The sequence below is a fragment of the Nonlabens sp. genome, assembly GCF_018401815.1.
Classification (GTDB): Bacteria; Bacteroidota; Bacteroidia; order Flavobacteriales; family Flavobacteriaceae; genus Nonlabens.
Genome location: NZ_JAGYKG010000003.1, coordinates 226,190 through 244,197 on the forward strand (window position 1 = coordinate 226,190; position 18,008 = coordinate 244,197).

The window sequence follows — 18,008 nt, forward strand, 5'->3', positions numbered from 1 at the left end:
AAATCGGAAAGATAAAGTATAGTATACATTTCGTTTACATGTAAGTCCACTTTTCTACGATAACTTTTATGGGATTCTCAAAAAACAGCCACATTTTGCGAATTCTTATCTATCAGCCAAACTTCCGTGCTCGCTAGAGAAGGCGCTTTCATTCACCTATTTTCACTCCTTAAATAAGTTACGCTCTTTTTTATCTTGTTACATTTGATGTGGTGTTTTGAATTATCAAATTTTATGTTTAAGGTCCTCTTTATCGCTATGATTGCTATCAAGTAACGTGAAATTAACAATTGCTAAAATCATCTTTTTAACAACCGGCTTCCTTTTTTAAACTTTAGAAAGTTAGTGCAGCAGATTTATGTAGGGAACTAAAGATAAAAAAAGAAGGTGTTATTTCTTTTGGACCCGCGTTAAATCTAGCATATTCACAGCATTACTTTCTAGATGAAGCACATCTTTAGATATAAAACGTACCCTTTGGTCATAGTACAATGGGACAATAGGTGCTTCTGCTATGATAATACTATCCATTTTGATGTACAGATTTTTTCTAGTTTCCGGATCAATAGCGGTAAGAGCATTTTCATAAAAGGAGTCATAGGCTGCGTTTTTAAAGTGAGTATAATTCGGACCATTAGGAGCAAAGTTTTTAGAGTAAAACAAAGAAAGATAGTTTTCAGCATCAGGATAGTCTGCAATCCAACTGCTTCTAAATATATCTAACTGTCCATTTTTACGGGCCTGTCTTAATGTTGACGGAGTCATGACATCAATTTGTACTTGAACACCTATTTTCTGAAGTTCTTTCTGTAGGAATTCGCATAGATCCAAGTAATTTGCCCCTGTACTGATGGTAATACTTGGATGATCATCACCGGTTTCTTTACTATACGCAGTGATCAGGGATCTTGCACGACTGGGGTCGTAGGTAAAGCCTTTTACTATACCTCCAGCAGGAATACCTGCGGGTATAAAACCGTTATGTGCTGGCATACCTATATTATTGCGTAAGTATTTGATCATTTTATCTCTGTCAAAACCTAAATTAATAGCCTGGCGCAATTTTTTGCTTTGTAATTCTGGTGATTTGCTGTCTACTTTTAGTCCTAGGTATTCGGTATTTAGGAAAGGAGCCTTTTCAAGAGTAACGGTTGGTATATAAGCCTCCTTTAACGCGCCAGATGTGGTCAATAACTCATCTTTATAACTGGGATCGATGGCATTTATAAAATCTAAATTTCCTTGGGCAAATTCTAAAAATTCACTTTGCTTATCTGTTTTAAAGCTAATAGCTACAGCTTCTAGGTATGGTAAGGAGTTTCCTTTTTCATCTTTTTCAAAGTACAACTTATTTTTGCGCAATACCATTTTTACATTTTCTTGCCATCTTTTTAAATAAAATGGTCCAGTACCTATGGGTTGTTCTCTTAAGTTACTGCTTCCCTCAGGTACGACGCTACAATATTTCATCGATAGCAATCCTAGAAATGCTGGTAAAGCTTGTTTTAAAGTAATCTGAAGTTCTAGCGGTGCGATGACCTTGATGTCTGTTACATTTTTCATAACCCATTCTCCAGGTGAGGCGACTTCAGGGTCTGATAAACGCTCTAAGGAATATTTAAAATCTTTTGCTGTTATGGTTCTCGCTTTCGCGAAAGCATCATTAAAATAAATACCTTCTCTAATGTAAAAGGTATAAACAGTAGCCGTCGCATCTATTTCCCAGTGCGAAGCCAGATCAGGCACCACCTCTAAATTTTTATCCAACTTAACCAGTCCGTTGTACAGAAGATTACACACCCAAATATTGCGTTGATCCTTTGCAAAAGCAGGATCCAAACTGGTCACATTTGCATGTTCATTATACCTAAAAACGGTCTTTAGATCAATTTTTTGTTCTTGATACTGACAGGAAGTTAGTAAGATAAAAGACAATAAAACAAAGAGGTAGTTGTGCATGAAGTAAAGGTATTAGGAAGCAGGTCTGGTAGCGCAATTAGAAGTTGATTTTTATTAAGAATTAATTAATAGGTGCATTTTTAGTAGTAGGTGCCTTATAGGTACTAAGGAAAAAAGTTGTATTGCCTCATTTTACGGTTCTTTCTAATGGAATCTTCCGATCGTTTTATAGGAAGTCAAAGCCTCTTTTTAGTAAGTTACGTTAATTTGAGAACGAATAAGGTCTAGAGTTTTTATCAATTCATAGCTATGCGGATGGCTCATTTGATGACTTTGTAATTGACCTGAAAGAATGCAGTTTCTTACTTCTTCAATTTCATGAACATAACCATTGTTTATATACGGAATCCTCATCGTATAGGGCTTTTTATCAAGGATTTCTACAGTTATTTTCTCTGTATGGTGAAAAGGTGCGTGCATGATAATTTTTCCTTTACTTCCGAAGATGATAGCAGTGTTAGAAGTTTCTGATAGAAAGGATGATTCTAAAGTGGCGGTAGCTCCATTTTTAAATTTCATAAGCATCGCACAATGTTGGTCAATTCCGGTTGTAGTTAATTGCGCAATGCATTTTGTTTCTATTGGTGTTCCTAACAATAACATACTTATAAATATAGGGTAAATCCCTATATCGAGTAAGGAACCACCCCCTAATTCCTTTGCCATAAGGCGACTGCTAGGATCTGTTGTAGCAAGGTAACCGAAGTTTGCTTGAATAGAATGGACTTCCCCTATAGTATTTTGATCCATAAGTTCCATCACTTGAAGCGTGCTTGGAATAAAACGTGTCCATAAAGCCTCCATTAAAAAGAGTTGTTTTTCTCTAGCAGTGTTGATCATGATTTCAACCTCTTTTAGGTTCATCGCAAACGGCTTTTCACAAATAACAGCTTTACCCGCTTGAAGACATAACATGGTATGGTTAAAATGGAGAGCATGAGGTGTTGCTATATAGACAATATCCACCGTGGGGTCGGCTACGAGTTCTTCATAGCTGGAATAATAGTGCGTTGCTTTATAAGATGTTGCAAAGTCTTTTGCTTTAGTAAGTTCCCTTGAGCCTACCGCCTGTAAAATACAACCATCTACCGTTATAAGATCCTGTGCAAATTTATGGGCTATTTTTCCAAGACCTATTATACCAAATTTTATCATATTTCCATTTCTATTGTGCGAATATAAAAAACAGGTGCAGATTACAAGTTTTCGCAGTGTCATAACGCTTTTTTTAAAATCATTATTTTATCTTTAAAGACATTTAGTACTGAAATACTAGAGTTGGTTAGTAGTGTTTTTTCTCAACTGGAAGTATACAGCACATTTGTATGGTATAATCATTAAATCAATAAGCATGAAAACTTTATTTATAACATTTATTGCATTACTAGTTTCATTAATTAGCAATGCTCAAGAAACATTTACATTAAAAGTGACTGTTAATAATGCCACGGGAGACCAAGGGAAGATGGTTTATAGTTTAACTACGGAAAGCCAATTTTTAAAAGCAGCTTTACAAACAGCTAGTATTGAAATTAAAGAAGGTGTGGCTACTGCCATTTTTGAAAAGGTACCTTATGGTGATTATGCAGTAATTGTTCTTCATGATAAAAACGCTAATGAAAAAATGGATTTCAGCAGTACTGGAATGCCAGAAGAAGCGTACGGAATGAGTAATAATCCTATGAGTTATGGACCGCCAAGATGGTCCGACGCTAAGTTTACTTTAGCCAGTGATATGGAAATATTTGTGCGCCTATAGAAGAAAGAACGCGCTTGTAGTAGGTATAAAAAACCTGTAAAGTGCTGAGGGAGTTGATAGATTTCTTGTTAATTTACTCCAAAGAAGACAGGATTCTATTGCTTTGAGAATTAAATTCGTAACATGGTTGTACTTATCACAGGAGCTACGGGTTTAGTAGGTTCAAAAATTTCAGAAGATTTGCTTTCCCTTGGACATACGGTTCACTATTTAACGACAAGAAAAAGCGCCATTAAAAACGAATCCCATTACAAAGGTTTTTTATGGGATGTTGAGAAAGCTGTTATAGATATTTCTTGTATTAAAGAGGTAGATGCTATAGTTCATCTAGCTGGAGAAACTGTTTTTCAAAAATGGACAGATCAAGCAAAAAAGCGTATTCTCAACAGCCGTATACATAGCACAGAATTGCTGTTGCGTTTGCTGAAAGAAAACGATCATCAAGTAAAACAGGTAGTGACCGCGAGCGCTATAGGTATTTACCCAGACGACCAAAACGGAAAAGCGCTAAGAGAAAATGAAATTCCTCCTACAGCAACCAACTTTTTGGCAGAGGTATGTATCGCTTGGGAGAAGGCAGGAGCAAAGTTTCAAGATCTAGGATTAAAACATGCTGTTGTGCGTATAGGTATCGTCCTTTCTGATAAAGGCGGGGCGTTAGGTCAAATGGCAACACCTGTAAAGTTTTTTGCAGGAACTGGTTTTGGTAATGGTAAGATGTGGCAAAGTTGGATCGCCATTGACGACCTTTCTGGAATCGTTGTTCATATTCTAAAAAAAGCACTTGAGGGAACTTACAATGCCGTGGCTCCCAATCCTGTGAGAAACAGGCCCATGATGGAGCTTATAGGAAAGGTTGTAGCTAAGCCTTTGTTGTTACCTAATGTGCCTAAAGTTATCATGAAATTAATGCTAGGAGAAATGTCTTCCATAGTTCTCGCTAGTCAGCATGCGAGTAGTGAAAAAATCCAAGAAAACGGTTATCAGTTTCTCTATCCAGATCTTGAAGGAGCATTAAAAGAGTACCTTAAGTAAAAACAGTAGTTCCTTGACCAGACCCCATCCTTTTTTAGGTGCTCCTTTCTTTTTTCTAATTATCTGAACAACTCCAACACCTTATGTTGCTTGATTGAAGCTGATGTGATTACCATAAATAGGATTATAACTGTTTTTTTTTAGTAGAAGTTCTAGATCCTGTGTACTATGTATTTCTAATTAGGCATACTCGGCAAACCAGTTGTATAATTACCGATATTTGTTTGAGCTTTTTTAAAGCTCCTGTATTCTGTAAATCGATACTTACCGTAATTCCTTACAGAGATTCTTACTTGTCTGATGTTTTTTTTTACGCACCTCCTTTGGTTGGTAATGCTGCAAACATTTTACTTGTTCTTTCATGTCAGAGGTATTTTAGCAGCTTTAAGCGATCACTAACTGTTCGTGTTTGAAAGAGGAGAGACCCGTATAGAGATCCATAAAATCAGGTTAACAAGCTTTTGTGAATAAGGAGTACTTAGTGAATCCAGTTCTCGATCATACATAAAAAAGCCTTACTATTAATGATGGCAAGGCTTTTATGAAAAATATACTGTAGGTAATTACTTAGTAGCTACTAAATTTACGGTTAGTTTAATATCATCAGAAATTGCTTTGTCAGCGACGATATCTGTAAAAGTGCTAGAACCGTACTGTATCCCCCAGTCTGTTCGATCAATGGTGAATTCTTCACTAGTCAACATCATTTTATTCCCGTCGTATTTTACAACTACAGGAAAAGATACGTTTTTAGTAACATCTTTAAGCGTAAGATTTCCTTCTAACATAGTTTTAGCTCCTGCAGTACTTAATCCTGTTACAACAAACTTTGCTGTAGGGAATTTAGGAGTGTTAAAGAAATCTGTTTCTTTACCTTCTACAGTTCCTTCTAAGTGAGATTTTAGATTTGATGCAGCTTCTCCTTGAAGATCAGTTACTTCAATAGAGGTCATGTCTATGGTAAACGTTCCACTTTCTACGGCTTCAGCATTCACTTTTATCATACCGCTGGATAGGGCTATGTTACCCGTGTGGTCTTCGGTAGGTTTGGAGCCTACCCATGCAATATTAGATACTTCTGTATCTACAGTATAAGTAACTGCTTCCATAGTAGCTTCTGCAGCTTCAGCTTCAGCTGTGGCATTTACTTCGTTTTGGTTGTCTTTACAAGCAACAGTAAATGCGATTACCGCTGCCATACTTGTGATTTTTAATAAATTGCGTTTCATGTTTAAGTGTTGTTTATTTGATACAAAATTACATGTATATACAAATAAGTAAGTTAAATCTATATTAATTAATTGTAGTGACATTTTGACACAACGATTGGTATGGCAGCACTTTTGCCTTAACGCGGCTAGGCAGGTGAAGATGATTGTGACTATTGCGCTTTCGCGAAAGCGTAAACATTAGAAGCACCTCTATAAAAATGTGTTGAATTTATTTAAAATATACCGTCAGAAAATGGCAAAGGAAAAACAAGAGAAGAACTTGAAAGAGCAGGAAGCACCAGAAATAATGGAGCAAGAAACAGAAGAGATTCAAGAAGAAGTACAGGAGGAACGAAGTGAGCTTGAAATTCTTGAAGAGCAATTGCAAGTAGAGAAAGATAAATTCCTACGTCTCTTTGCAGAATTTGAGAATTTTAAAAGACGTACCGCAAAAGAACGTATGGAACTTTTTAAAACTGCTGGAGAAGGGGTTTTAAAGGACATGTTGCCAGTGTTAGATGATTTTGACAGAGCGATGATCGAGATCAACAAATCTGAAGATGAACAACTCACCAGCGGTATTAAATTAATTTCAGGTAAACTGCGCAATACTTTAATTAATAAAGGCTTGGAAGAGTTGGAGGTTAGAGCGGGAGATACTTTTAATGCTGATATACATGAAGCAATTACCCAAATACCAGCACCTAGTGATGATATGAAAGGTAAAATCGTAGATGTGATTGAAAAAGGATATAAATTAGGAGACAAAATTATTCGTTTTCCAAAAGTAGTGATAGGACAATAATTATGGCAGATTTTTATGATGTATTAGACATTCAAAAAGGAGCAACTGCTCCAGAGATAAAGAAGGCCTACAGGAAAAAAGCCATTCAGTACCACCCAGATAAAAACCCAGGTGATGCAACTGCAGAAGAGAACTTTAAAAAAGCTGCAGAAGCTTATGAAACCTTGAGCGATCCTCAAAAGAAGGCGCGGTATGACCAGTTAGGACATCAAGCATATACTTCCGGAGGTGCTGGCGGATTCGGCGGTGGTTCTGGAGGATTTGACATGGACGATATTTTTAGTCAATTCGGGGATATATTTGGTGGCGGTGGCGGCGGATTCTCTGGTTTTGGAGGATACGGAGGTAGTCGTGGTGGACAGCGCAGGGTAAAAGGTAAGGATTTACGTATCAGAGTGTCTCTTACGTTAGAAGAAGCAGCAAATGGGGTTGATAAAAAAGTAAAAGTAAAACGCAAAAAGCAAGCTCCGGGAGTCACTTATAAAACTTGTAGTACGTGTAATGGTAGTGGTCAAGTAACCAGAATTCAAAATACTATTTTGGGACGTATGCAAACGGCAGCGCCATGTAATGCATGTGGTGGTGCCGGGCAAAGCATTGATAATAAACCTGATGGAGCTGATGCTCAAGGGTTGGTTGCTAGTGAAGAAACCGTAACTATTCAAATCCCAGCAGGAGTAGAATCAGACATGCGTCTTAAAGTGTCGGGAAAAGGCAATGATGCGCCTGGAAATGGAATAAGTGGTGATCTGTTGGTAGATATTGAAGTAAAACCTCATGCAGAATTACAAAGGGAAGGAAATAACCTTCATTACGACTTATATGTAAGTGTGCCTGAAGCGATCATTGGTACTTCAAAAGAAATTCAAACGGTTACAGGTAAGGTACGTATACCTATAGAGGCAGGAATTCAAAGTGGCAAAATATTAAGATTACGCGGTAAAGGAATGCCTAGTCTCAATGGTTACGGAACTGGGGATCTGCTAGTACATGTCAATGTATGGACACCCCGCAGCTTAACTAAAGAGCAAAAGGAATTTTTTGAGAGCATGATGACAGACGCTAATTTTGAACCAGCTCCAGAAAAAGGTGACAAATCTTTTTTTGAAAAGGTAAAAGACATGTTTTCTTAAAGAAAACTTAATGATTTAGAGAAATTTGTATATCTTTACGTTAACAAAAGGTCAACCAACCCTTTGTTATTTTTCTTTTTCATAGCAATTTTTCCCACCTCTTGTTGAAACAAGAGGTGGGTTTTTTTATGGCATTTTTTTATGGATATGATGAGATGCAGCGGCATCCTATCCTATTCTTCTTTTTATCATGACCTTTTGATAAATTTTCCTATTAAAATATTCTAAATACTTAGTAATACCATATCCTTCTTGTTAATTTAGCGCAATTATTTACTTCATGGGAAACGCGCTAGAAGCTATACATATAAAAAAGGATTATGGAAATTATACAGCACTTAATGACGTGTCTATTTCTGTTCCTAAGGGAAGTGTTTATGGATTGTTAGGTCCTAATGGGGCTGGTAAAACATCACTAATCAGAATTATTAACCAGATCACCATGCCAGATGAAGGCCACATCTTGCTCAATGGGGAACGATTACAACCCCGACATATTGAAGATATAGGATACATGCCAGAAGAGCGCGGTCTTTACAAGTCAATGAAAGTAGGAGAGCAGTGCATTTATCTCGCTCAATTAAAAGGATTAACTACAACCCAGGCAAAAGAACGATTGAACTATTGGTTTGAAAGATTCGAAATACAAGACTGGTGGAATAAAAAACTTCAAGAACTTTCTAAAGGAATGGCTCAAAAGGTACAGTTTATAGTAACCGTGATGCACGAGCCTAGTCTGTTGATTTTTGATGAGCCGTTTTCTGGATTCGACCCGGTGAATGCCAATCGTATTAAAGAGGAGATTTTAAAACTGCGAGATGATGGAGCAACCATTATCTTTTCTACACACCGTATGGAAAGTGTTGAGGAAATGTGCGATCATATTGCATTGATCCACAAATCAAATTTAGTGCTCGAAGGTAAATTAAGTGAAATCAAACAACACTATAGAGATCGCAACTACGCGGTGTCTTTGATATGTGAAAATATTGATATGGCATTTCAACAAATCCCATCAGAATTCAATCCTCAACCTATAGTTTTATCTGGTTTAGATCACACCTTAGATGTGCAAATTAAAATACCCAAAGAAGTAGATGTGTCTATCGCATTAAATCGATTACTACAACTAGGCGAACTCACCCATTTTAGTGAGGTGATACCAAGTGTGAATGATATTTTTATTAAAACGGTACAGCAGCATGGATAAACTGTGGCTTATCATAAAGAGAGAATACCTTAATAAGGTAAGGAATAGGACATTTATCATTATGACGTTTGTAAGTCCGGCACTATTTGTTGGTGTAGCGTTATTGATAGGATGGTTGACGAGCATCAACTCTGATACCACCAGAAAAATTGCGGTACTCGATCAAACAGATTATGACTATGCAGCACTTTTTAAAGAGGATGACCGAAGTGAATACATACATCTAGTAGGTGTTTCTAAAGAAGCCGCAATTGCTGCTAGTAAGAAGTCAGATTACTATGGATTGCTACTTATTGAAGCCAGAGAAGGGCAGTTGGCAACTATTAGCTTTTATTCTGATGATTCTCCTGCCCAAGGGTTTTTAGAGTCTATTGAACACAAAATCAACCAAAAAGCTACTGCAAATAATCTAGAAGATGCTGGGATCAATCTTACTATTATTGAGCAACTTACTGTAAATAAGGAATTGCAGTTACAAGACTTTGCTGGTGAAAAAACCAGTAAAATGTCGGGATGGATTAAAATCGCAGCAGGTGGAGCCGCAGGATATTTATTAATGATGTTTATCATTATATATGGTAATATGGTAATGAGATCTGTAATAGAAGAAAAGACCAATCGCATTGTAGAAATTATTGTAAGTAGTGTAAAACCTATTTATTTGATGATAGGAAAGATTACAGGTACTTCTCTTGCAGGAATCACGCAGTTTTTGATTTGGGTGTTTGTAGGCTTTATTCTCATGCTCGTTGCCACTACTTTTTTAGGAGTTGATGCTTTTTCAAATCCAGCAAATGCAGATGTGATGCTCCAAGCCCAAGACATGAGTAAGATGGAATTAATTTTTAACGACATCGCTCAGCTTCCTCTTTTGAAATTATTAGTATGTTTCTTTATATACTTTATGGGCGGTTACTTCCTATATGCTTCTATTTATACGGCTATAGGTGCAGCTGTTGATAATGAAACAGACACACAACAATTTATGCTGCCAGTCATAATTCCCTTAATGCTGGCGATATATGTAGGCTTCTTTTCGGTAATGGATCATCCTCACGGAACTATTGCCGTTATTTTTTCATATATTCCGCTTACTTCTCCTATAGTGATGTTGATGAGAATACCATTTGGTGACATTGCTTGGTGGGAGATAGCTTTAAGTATGTTGTTGTTGTATGCAAGTATTATAGGTGTTGCGATGCTTGCAGCAAAGATTTATAGAATAGGAATATTGATGTACGGTAAAAAGACCAACTGGAAAGAACTTTATAAATGGTTGCGTTACTAATTATGGAAATAGATTGGGATAAAATAGAGGAGTTTTTCACCTATCCTATAGTAGGATCAAGAAATTCAGAAGGGTTTCATTTTGATACTTGGATGCTTATCCTAGCTGTTTTTGCGATTTTTGTTACCACTTTAATATTAAGGGGAATTAAAAAAGTGATTACCCGAAAAATGGATACTACAGATAAATTAAAGTTTGATAGTGTTTTTAAGTTTTTTAATTACCTGGTTTATATTATAGTCGTCATCACTGTATTTCATTCTAGCGGAGTACAACTTACGGGACTTCTAACGGCCAGTGCTGCCTTATTTGTGGGGCTGGGTTTTGCCTTACAAGACTTGTTTAAAGATATTATTGCAGGAATCACCATTCTTACAGACCGATCTGTCTTAGTAAATGATGTGATTGAAATGAATGGTAAAGTGGGGCGTGTTTTTGAGGTCAAGCTTAGAAGTACTAGAATTGTTACTAGAGACGATAAGATTTTAATTATCCCTAATCATCTCTTTATGTCAGAGTCTGTTTATAACTATACTCAAAATCACCCAAAAACTAGGGAGCATGTGCTAGTAGGCGTTGCTTATGGAAGTGATACAGAGTTAGTAGAAAGGCTTTTGGTGAGTTGCGCAGTTCAGCAAAAAGGAATTCTTAAAAGTCCAGAACCATTTGTAATGTTTAATGATTTTGGTGATAGTTCTTTAAATTTTGGGATTTATTTTTTTGTAAAAGACTCCTTTGCAGAGCCTCGAATTAAAAGCGCTTTGCGTTTTGCTATTGACAAAGCCTTTAGAGAAAATGGGGTTAGCATTCCTTTTCCACAAAGGGACTTACACATTATTTCTCGATCCTCTGTCAATGAAGAATCTAATACTATCAAGGATGAAGAGTCACCGATATGATTAAAATCAGGTACGATAGTGGTGTTTGTTTTCGCTTTCGCGAAAGCGTTCTGCTAAGGAACCGATTGATTTACAGCAGCGTATAGTTAGTTCCTTCAGCGTAAATCTGAAAATAGCTTTAAAAGATGTCGAGCTTTGTAAATGTGCCGCTTAAAGTAGGTGAAGGAACTTATATCGTACCATTTCTAAATGATATCGTAAAAGAAAATGTTTAATTTGCTGATTTTTGATCGAATGCTTACGAACGTTTTGAAATAGGTGGAGGTTATTCTGTAACAAGAAGCGCATATTTAATTAAAAGTAAAAAAATAGAGGAGGTGGCGGCAAGCCGTGGCGGCTCGTAGTTAGGGTTCCATATGCCACCACTGCAGTCCAACTGTTACCATTGCCTTATCTCAATTAGTTCATAGTGGTAAATGGATGGTGGTGCTTTGCTTTGGGAGCCACTAAAATGAATTTAACATACAAGGTCAATGATTAAAGTAACCTTCAACGCTGAGCTAGATGGGATGTATGTTATACAGCTATTTAAAACAAGGAGCCTACCCCAAGAGGTGCAGCTGGGAAGGTTGTTAAGACAGTTGACAGGATTGGTCCAGGATAGGATATATTTTTATGTAACATATTTCAGCTTATATTTAGGCAGTCTATACTTTTATAAAAGACATGGGTTGGAGAGATACTAATACTGATGATGTAGTCGCGCTCAATTATAGCAACACATTTTACTCATGACTAGAATTAAAATTTAAAATTTAATAATGGCAACTATTCTCCTTATAGAAGATGAAAGCGCAATACGTCGCGTGTTAGGTAACATCTTAACTGAAGAAAATAAAGATTACGTGGTAACCGAGGCTGTTGACGGTCTTGAAGGAATAGAGCTCATTAGAGATAATGATTATGATCTGGTCCTTTGTGATATTAAAATGCCGAAAATGGATGGTGTTGAAGTTCTCGAAGCTATGAAGAAAATAAAGCCAGAGATTCCTATAGTAATGATTTCAGGACATGGAGATTTAACTACTGCTGTAAACACTATGCGATTAGGTGCTTTTGATTACATTTCTAAACCCCCAGACTTAAACAGACTTTTAAATACAGTGCGCAATGCTCTGGAAAAGAAAAGTCTTGTCGTAGAAAACAAACGCCTTAAGAAAAAAGTAAGTAAAAATTACGAAATGATAGGGGACAGCGAGTTGATCTGGATCATTAAAAATATCATCGAAAAAGTCGCTCCTACAGACGCTAGAGTTCTTATTACTGGTGAAAATGGAACAGGTAAAGAACTTGTAGCGCATTGGTTGCATGAAAAAAGCAATCGTTCCAACGGGCCTTTTATAGAGGTGAATTGTGCCGCTATTCCTAGTGAGTTAATAGAAAGTGAACTTTTTGGGCATGTAAAAGGCAGTTTTACTGGAGCTAATAAAGACCGTGCAGGGAAGTTTGAAGCTGCAAATGGCGGAACGATTTTCCTAGATGAAATAGGCGACATGAGTACAAAAGCTCAAGCGAAAGTGCTTCGAGCACTTCAAGAAAATAAAATACAACGCGTAGGTAGTGACAGAGATATTAAAGTAGATGTTAGAATCCTTTCCGCTACAAACAAAGATTTAAAACAAGAAATAGAAAACAAAAAGTTTAGAGAAGATTTATACCACAGACTTGCTGTTATTCTTATTAACGTACCTCGACTTAACGATAGGCGAGAAGATATTCCTCTTTTAATCAATTATTTTGCAGAAAAAATAGCAAAAGAACAAGGGACACCAGTTAAAAAGTTTAAGGATAAGGCCATCCAATTGCTACAAGAATACGACTGGACAGGAAACATACGCGAGTTGCGCAACGTTGTAGAACGTTTAATTATTTTGGGAGGTGATCAAATTAGCGAAAAAGATGTACAACTTTTTGCTAGTAAATAAATACTTATAAGCTTTAAAAAATGAATAAAATATACCCCATAGGATTACTTGTTTTAATAGGTTCCGCTTTCGCGAAAGCGCAAACCTTACCAACTTCAAAGTCAGATTCACTGATGTTGAGAAGCATCTATGACTTCAACCTTACAGAGTCTAAAAGTTATGAATGGCTGGATTATTTATCGAACACCATAGGGGGCAGGTTGTCAGGATCTCTGCAAGCAGAACGAGCAGTATCTTATACCGAAAAGGAGCTTAAAAAATTTACAGACAGAACAGAGTTACAATCCGTACTAGTTCCAAAATGGACCAGAGGCACGCCAGAATTTGCTTATATACAGCTGAATGATCTTTCTACGATCAACGTAAATGTATGTGCGTTAGGAGGGTCTATTCCAACTAGAGAATCTGGGGTGAAGGCTCCGGTAATTGAAGTGACTTCTTTACAAGAGCTGGAAAAGCTAGGAAGAAAACAAGTAGAAGGTAAAATTGTTTTTTACAACCGACCTATGGATCCTACAAAAATTCAGACGTTTGAGGCCTACGGGGGATGTGTGGATCAACGATATAGTGGTGCAGAAGAAGCCGCTAAATACGGTGCTGTTGCAGTAATCGTTAGGTCCATGAATTTGAAACTAGATGATTACCCGCATACAGGAGCTATGAGTTATGGTGATGCAGCTGTCGAAGATTATATTCCAGCAGCTGCGATCAGTACAAATGATGCCGAAAAGTTGCACACTTACCTTGCCCTCGATAAGAATTTACAGTTTTATTTAAAACAAGATTGCACCATATGGGGGGATGTCGAAAGTCATAATGTGATAGGAGAAATTAAAGGAAGTACCTACCCTAACGAAATAATTATCGTAGGAGGTCATTTGGATTCCTGGGATTTAGGTGATGGTAGTCATGATGATGGTGCTGGAGTAGTGCAGTCCATGCAAGTATTGCATACCTTAAAAGCATTGGGTTATCAACCCCAACGCACGATACGAGTAGTTCTTTTTATGAATGAAGAAAATGGATTAAAAGGTGCTCGAGAATATGCAAAACAAGCGGTGATTAAAAAGGAGAATCACATTGTTGCTTTAGAAAGTGACTCTGGAGGTTTTACGCCCAGAGGCTTTAGTTTTGACACTAGTGATGATCAAATGAAAATTATAGCATCCTGGAAGCCCTTATTTAAACCGTACTTGATTCATTATTTTGAACAGGGCGGTAGCGGTGCAGATGTTGGACCTTTAAAAGCTCCTGGAACAACTTTAGCAGGCCTACGACCAGATTCTCAAAGATATTTTGATTTTCATCACGCAGCAAGTGATACCTTTGACGCGGTACATAAGCGGGAGTTGGAATTAGGAGCGGCTACCATGACTAGTTTGATCTATCTTTTTGATCAATATGGAATAGTTGATAAAAGGTTGGATTAGAGAGCATGTGTATGGCACATTCGCTCTACTTTTACGCCTTTTGATAACTCATTATGGCTTTAAAAGATTACACTAAAGAATTTCCTAAAAACCTCCATATAGCGGTACCTATTATGGTAGGTCAAATTGCCCATCTTTTAGTCGCCTTAGCAGACAACATCATGGTAGGGGAGCTGGGTGCTGCGCAGCTAGCAGCGGTGTCATTAGGTAATACCTTGATTTTTATAGCTCTTTCGGTAGGAATAGGTTTTTCATTTTCGGTCACACCACTTGTTGCAGAGGCAGATGCTCAGGGAAATACACACAGAGTAAGCGCTGTTTTTCATTTAGGTTTTTTGATGTCGTTGGTCATGGGGGTTTTGTTAACGCTTCTGATGTTCCTCAGTGAACCCATACTTTATATGCTTGATCAACCTAAAGAAGTTGTTGATTTAGCCATACCTTATATGCGTTGGGTAGCACTTTCCTTAATACCCTTAATGATGTTTCAGGCGGTAAAACAGTTTATAGACGGTCTTTCTAAGACTACCTATTCCATGATCGCATCTATAGTAGCCAACATTATTAATGTATTGTTGAATTACGTTTTTATCTATGGGAAATTTGGGTTTCCGAGGTTAGAAGTGGAAGGAGCAGCGATAGGAACATTTGTGGCAAGGATATTAATGTTTTTAATACTTACTGTTTTACTTTTTTTTAATCAAAAGTTCAGAGGTTATTTTTCTTTATTAAAGAATTATTCTTTTGGGGTCATAACTAAACTATTTCATCTGGGGCTTCCTACAGCGCTTCAAATGTTGTTTGAGGTTTCGCTCTTTACTGCTGCCATTTTCTTATCGGGTACATTAGGTACGAATAGTCAAGCGGCAAATCAAATCGCATTAAACTTATCTGCATTGACCTTTATGATAGGAGTAGGTTTAGGAGTAACTGCTACTATTAGAGTAGGTAATCAAAAAGGACTTGGTCACTTTTCAGATTTAAAGAGAATTGCTAGTTCTCTATTTCTGTTGACCTTTATGTTTGAATTGGTCTTCGCCTTTTGTTTTTTGTTCTTTAGGAATCAATTGCCCTATATCTATATAGATAATATAGACGTAGTTGAATTGGCTTCAAACATTTTAATAATTGCGGCATTCTTCCAATTAAGCGATGGATTTCAAGTAGTGTTATTAGGGGCTTTGAGAGGCTTTCAAGATGTCTGGATTCCCACGTTTATTTGTTTTATAGCGTATTGGATAGTTGGATTTCCATTTTCATTTATTTTGAGTACCTATTATGACTTTGGAGTTCAAGGTATATGGATGGGGTTATTAATTGCTTTATCGCTTTCGGCTGTTTTAATGTATTTAAGATACAGGTATTTATTGAGCACTTATGAAGTCACAAAGAAGTAAGGATACGTGACAATCCTAGTTCAGAAGGTTTTCATCGGTTTCATTTTTACATTTTTTATAATTAGTTACCTGTAAATGAGCTTATTGTTTTTTATTTCAAATTATTTTGATTTTATCATTATAAAAGTTTGGTTGGTAAGAGATGTCTAGCATTTGCACCTGGCTTAGGAAAATACAAGGATGTTTAATTGAGGCAAATGTTCTTCAAAGCTGAAAATCAACAACAACAAAATCTCAACAGGATTTTGGTTTTAGATTTTGTAAAGATGTTCATTGAGATATTGATTGACAGCACAAATTAGTTATCGCTTTAAGTGATAAATTATAGTTATATAATAATAAACTTAGATAAGCACAAATGCTAATTATAATGGGAAAACGTTATTAAATGATCTTTAAAAGATTCTATCGATGAAGAGTTTGATCCGGCTCAGATAATCGCCAGCGCACAGGCTTAATATGTCGAGGGGCAGCATTCAGCGCCTTTCCATGATGATGGTGACCGCGCATAAGGCAAATGCAGCAGCACCCACTTCATTACTGAGATAGCCTGAATAGTAATTTAATAACACCCCATAGTATTATTGAGTCGCATGGATTTGATAATTAAAGGTTACGGTGGGCTAGATGAGTAAGGTGTCCCGGATATTTTTTGTGATGGTGAGGTGTAAGAACACATGGCTGGCTGAGTAGGTAGGGGTCCCAGGATCCCCCACACTGGTACTGAGACACGGACCACTCCTGCGGAGGTGTTATAGGTCATTGATAAATGCATGAGACTAATCCAGCCATGCCGCGTGTAGGTAAAGACGGCTCTATGGGTTGTAAACTACTTTTGTACAGGTGGAAGAAACCCTTTACGTAGAGAGTTGACGGTACCGTAAGATTAAGCACCGGCTGAACCCAGGCCAGCAGCCGCGTAATACGGAGGGTGCAAGCGCGTTATCCGGAATCATTGTTTAAAGGGTCCGTATGGGCCATGTTTTCAGCGGTAGCAGGCCAGTAACCTGGCACGCCATTGATACTAGTCTTGAATTGTGAAGTGGTTAAATGGTGTGTGGGGAAGCGGTGGAATGCTTAGATATTGTTAGAATAAGTCGATTTGCGAAGCGCAGATCATCAACAATATACGACGCTGATGGATTATGCTTGGTAGTAATGTGATTAGATACCCGGTAGTCCACGTGTAAACGATGGTTACCAGCTGTTCAGGTCAGATTGAGTAATGAGCGGCCAAGCGAAAGTGATAAGTAACCCAATTGGGGAGTACGTTCGCAAGAATGAAACCCAAAGGAATTGATTTGGGCCCGTGCAAGCGGAGGCATGTGGTTGAATTGATGATACGCGAGAACCACTGTGGCCAAATGCAGGCTGATAGGCTGGAAACAGACTTTCGACAGAACTCGAAAAGGTGCTGCACGTTGTCGTCAGCCTGTGCCGTGAGGCACAGTTAAGTCCTGAGAACGAGCGCAAACCCTGTTACAGCCACAAAGAGTCATGTCGGGGACCTAGTGAGATCGCTTGCAAACCGGGGAGGAAGGTGGGGATGACGCCAACCACTCACGCTCCACATGTCCTAGCCACACGTGCCATGTTTGCAGGGATAGAGGAGCAAAGCACTCGGTGAGAAGGGAGCGAATCTTCAAACCCGCATTCAGCGTCTGATCAGTCTGCAACTCGACTACGTGAAGCTGGAACGCCAGTAATCAAAATATCAGCCATATGATGCGTGAACATGTCCCTGGCCTTGCGCCACACCCGCCCGCCGCTTCATGGAAGCTGGGGTGCCCAAGTCGGTGACCGCAAGGAGCTGCCTAGGGTAAAACCTTGGTAATCAGCTATGTCAGACAAGGTAGCTACCGAAGGCGCTGAAACATCTCCTTCTGAGTTTGAAATAACGAAACTACAAGAGTGATGTTTTAAAGATTTACTTAATTAGTGTGTGCTTATTTATTTC

13 protein-coding genes and 1 rRNA gene are annotated in these 18,008 nt (G+C 37.8%); 11 read left to right on the forward strand and 3 right to left on the reverse strand.

Features of this window, described 5'->3' with window-relative positions; all coding sequences use genetic code 11:
* Window positions 1-390 precede the first annotated feature (390 nt).
* Together KG732_RS07665 and KG732_RS07670 are read right to left on the reverse strand one after the other, a co-directional pair.
* Window positions 391-1,959 carry an ABC transporter substrate-binding protein gene (locus KG732_RS07665; protein ID WP_213522124.1) on the reverse strand — a complete coding sequence of 523 codons (1,569 nt, stop codon included), beginning with the start codon at window positions 1,957-1,959 and terminating at the stop codon, window positions 391-393.
* Between the two features lie 189 nt (window positions 1,960-2,148).
* The gene (locus KG732_RS07670) at window positions 2,149-3,114 is read right to left on the reverse strand and encodes a Gfo/Idh/MocA family protein (RefSeq protein WP_213522126.1); all 966 of its coding nucleotides are present in this window, start codon (window positions 3,112-3,114) and stop codon (window positions 2,149-2,151) included.
* 196 nt (window positions 3,115-3,310) lie between these two features.
* Between KG732_RS07670 and KG732_RS07675 the strand changes: the two genes are divergently transcribed.
* Together KG732_RS07675 and KG732_RS07680 are read left to right on the forward strand one after the other, a co-directional pair.
* Window positions 3,311-3,718, forward strand: a complete 408-nt coding sequence (locus KG732_RS07675) for a DUF2141 domain-containing protein (RefSeq protein ID WP_213522133.1) — start codon at window positions 3,311-3,313, stop codon at window positions 3,716-3,718.
* Between the two features lie 123 nt (window positions 3,719-3,841).
* Complete coding sequence (locus tag KG732_RS07680) at window positions 3,842-4,753, forward strand: TIGR01777 family oxidoreductase (RefSeq protein ID WP_213522135.1); 912 nt, start codon at window positions 3,842-3,844, stop codon at window positions 4,751-4,753.
* A 563-nt stretch (window positions 4,754-5,316) separates the two neighbouring features.
* Here KG732_RS07680 and KG732_RS07685 read toward each other — a convergent pair.
* Window positions 5,317-5,982: a YceI family protein gene (locus tag KG732_RS07685; protein WP_213522137.1), complete on the reverse strand. Its 666-nt coding sequence runs from the start codon at window positions 5,980-5,982 to the stop codon at window positions 5,317-5,319.
* Window positions 5,983-6,217: 235 nt separating this feature from the next.
* Between KG732_RS07685 and KG732_RS07690 the strand changes: the two genes are divergently transcribed.
* The 9 genes from KG732_RS07690 (at window position 6,218) to KG732_RS07730 (ending at window position 17,935) form a co-directional block, all read left to right on the forward strand.
* Window positions 6,218-6,769 (forward strand): nucleotide exchange factor GrpE, encoded by a 552-nt coding sequence (locus tag KG732_RS07690; protein ID WP_213522139.1) that lies wholly within the window; start codon window positions 6,218-6,220, stop codon window positions 6,767-6,769.
* Window positions 6,769-7,902, forward strand: coding sequence for a molecular chaperone DnaJ (gene dnaJ, locus KG732_RS07695; protein ID WP_213522491.1), 1,134 nt, complete (start codon window positions 6,769-6,771; stop codon window positions 7,900-7,902). Before KG732_RS07690 ends, dnaJ begins: the two co-directional genes overlap by 1 nt.
* Window positions 7,903-8,182: 280 nt before the next feature.
* On the forward strand, window positions 8,183-9,112 hold the full coding sequence (locus KG732_RS07700) for an ABC transporter ATP-binding protein (RefSeq protein WP_213522141.1): 930 nt from the start codon (window positions 8,183-8,185) through the stop codon (window positions 9,110-9,112).
* A complete protein-coding gene (locus tag KG732_RS07705) occupies window positions 9,105-10,400 on the forward strand; it encodes an ABC transporter permease (protein ID WP_213522143.1) in 1,296 nt (431 codons plus the stop codon). The genes KG732_RS07700 and KG732_RS07705 overlap by 8 nt, the downstream gene beginning before the upstream one ends.
* Window positions 10,385-11,299 carry a mechanosensitive ion channel domain-containing protein gene (locus KG732_RS07710; RefSeq protein WP_300980388.1) on the forward strand — a complete coding sequence of 305 codons (915 nt, stop codon included), beginning with the start codon at window positions 10,385-10,387 and terminating at the stop codon, window positions 11,297-11,299. Before KG732_RS07705 ends, KG732_RS07710 begins: the two co-directional genes overlap by 16 nt.
* 761 nt (window positions 11,300-12,060) lie before the next feature.
* Complete coding sequence (locus KG732_RS07715; protein ID WP_213522152.1) at window positions 12,061-13,224, forward strand: sigma-54 dependent transcriptional regulator; 1,164 nt, start codon at window positions 12,061-12,063, stop codon at window positions 13,222-13,224.
* 20 nt (window positions 13,225-13,244) lie between these two features.
* Window positions 13,245-14,654 (forward strand): M20/M25/M40 family metallo-hydrolase, encoded by a 1,410-nt coding sequence (locus KG732_RS07720; RefSeq protein ID WP_213522154.1) that lies wholly within the window; start codon window positions 13,245-13,247, stop codon window positions 14,652-14,654.
* Window positions 14,655-14,707: 53 nt separating this feature from the next.
* A complete protein-coding gene (locus tag KG732_RS07725) occupies window positions 14,708-16,051 on the forward strand; it encodes an MATE family efflux transporter (protein ID WP_213522156.1) in 1,344 nt (447 codons plus the stop codon).
* A 408-nt stretch (window positions 16,052-16,459) separates the two neighbouring features.
* Window positions 16,460-17,935: ribosomal RNA gene (locus KG732_RS07730) — 16S ribosomal RNA — on the forward strand.
* Window positions 17,936-18,008 lie beyond the last annotated feature (73 nt).

Bases quoted from the DNA above. Each gene is read 5' to 3' on its own strand.
- KG732_RS07675 (WP_213522133.1), top strand. From the start codon at position 3,311: ATGAAAACTTTATTTATAACATTTATTGCATTACTAGTTTCATTAATT.
- KG732_RS07670 (WP_213522126.1), bottom strand. From the start codon at position 3,114: ATGATAAAATTTGGTATAATAGGTCTTGGAAAAATAGCCCATAAATTT.
- KG732_RS07700 (WP_213522141.1), top strand. From the start codon at position 8,183: ATGGGAAACGCGCTAGAAGCTATACATATAAAAAAGGATTATGGAAAT.
- KG732_RS07685 (WP_213522137.1), bottom strand. From the start codon at position 5,982: ATGAAACGCAATTTATTAAAAATCACAAGTATGGCAGCGGTAATCGCA.
- KG732_RS07680 (WP_213522135.1), top strand. From the start codon at position 3,842: ATGGTTGTACTTATCACAGGAGCTACGGGTTTAGTAGGTTCAAAAATT.
- KG732_RS07690 (WP_213522139.1), top strand. From the start codon at position 6,218: ATGGCAAAGGAAAAACAAGAGAAGAACTTGAAAGAGCAGGAAGCACCA.
- KG732_RS07710 (WP_300980388.1), top strand. From the start codon at position 10,385: ATGGTTGCGTTACTAATTATGGAAATAGATTGGGATAAAATAGAGGAG.
- KG732_RS07720 (WP_213522154.1), top strand. From the start codon at position 13,245: ATGAATAAAATATACCCCATAGGATTACTTGTTTTAATAGGTTCCGCT.
- KG732_RS07705 (WP_213522143.1), top strand. From the start codon at position 9,105: ATGGATAAACTGTGGCTTATCATAAAGAGAGAATACCTTAATAAGGTA.
- KG732_RS07665 (WP_213522124.1), bottom strand. From the start codon at position 1,959: ATGCACAACTACCTCTTTGTTTTATTGTCTTTTATCTTACTAACTTCC.
- KG732_RS07715 (WP_213522152.1), top strand. From the start codon at position 12,061: ATGGCAACTATTCTCCTTATAGAAGATGAAAGCGCAATACGTCGCGTG.
- KG732_RS07725 (WP_213522156.1), top strand. From the start codon at position 14,708: ATGGCTTTAAAAGATTACACTAAAGAATTTCCTAAAAACCTCCATATA.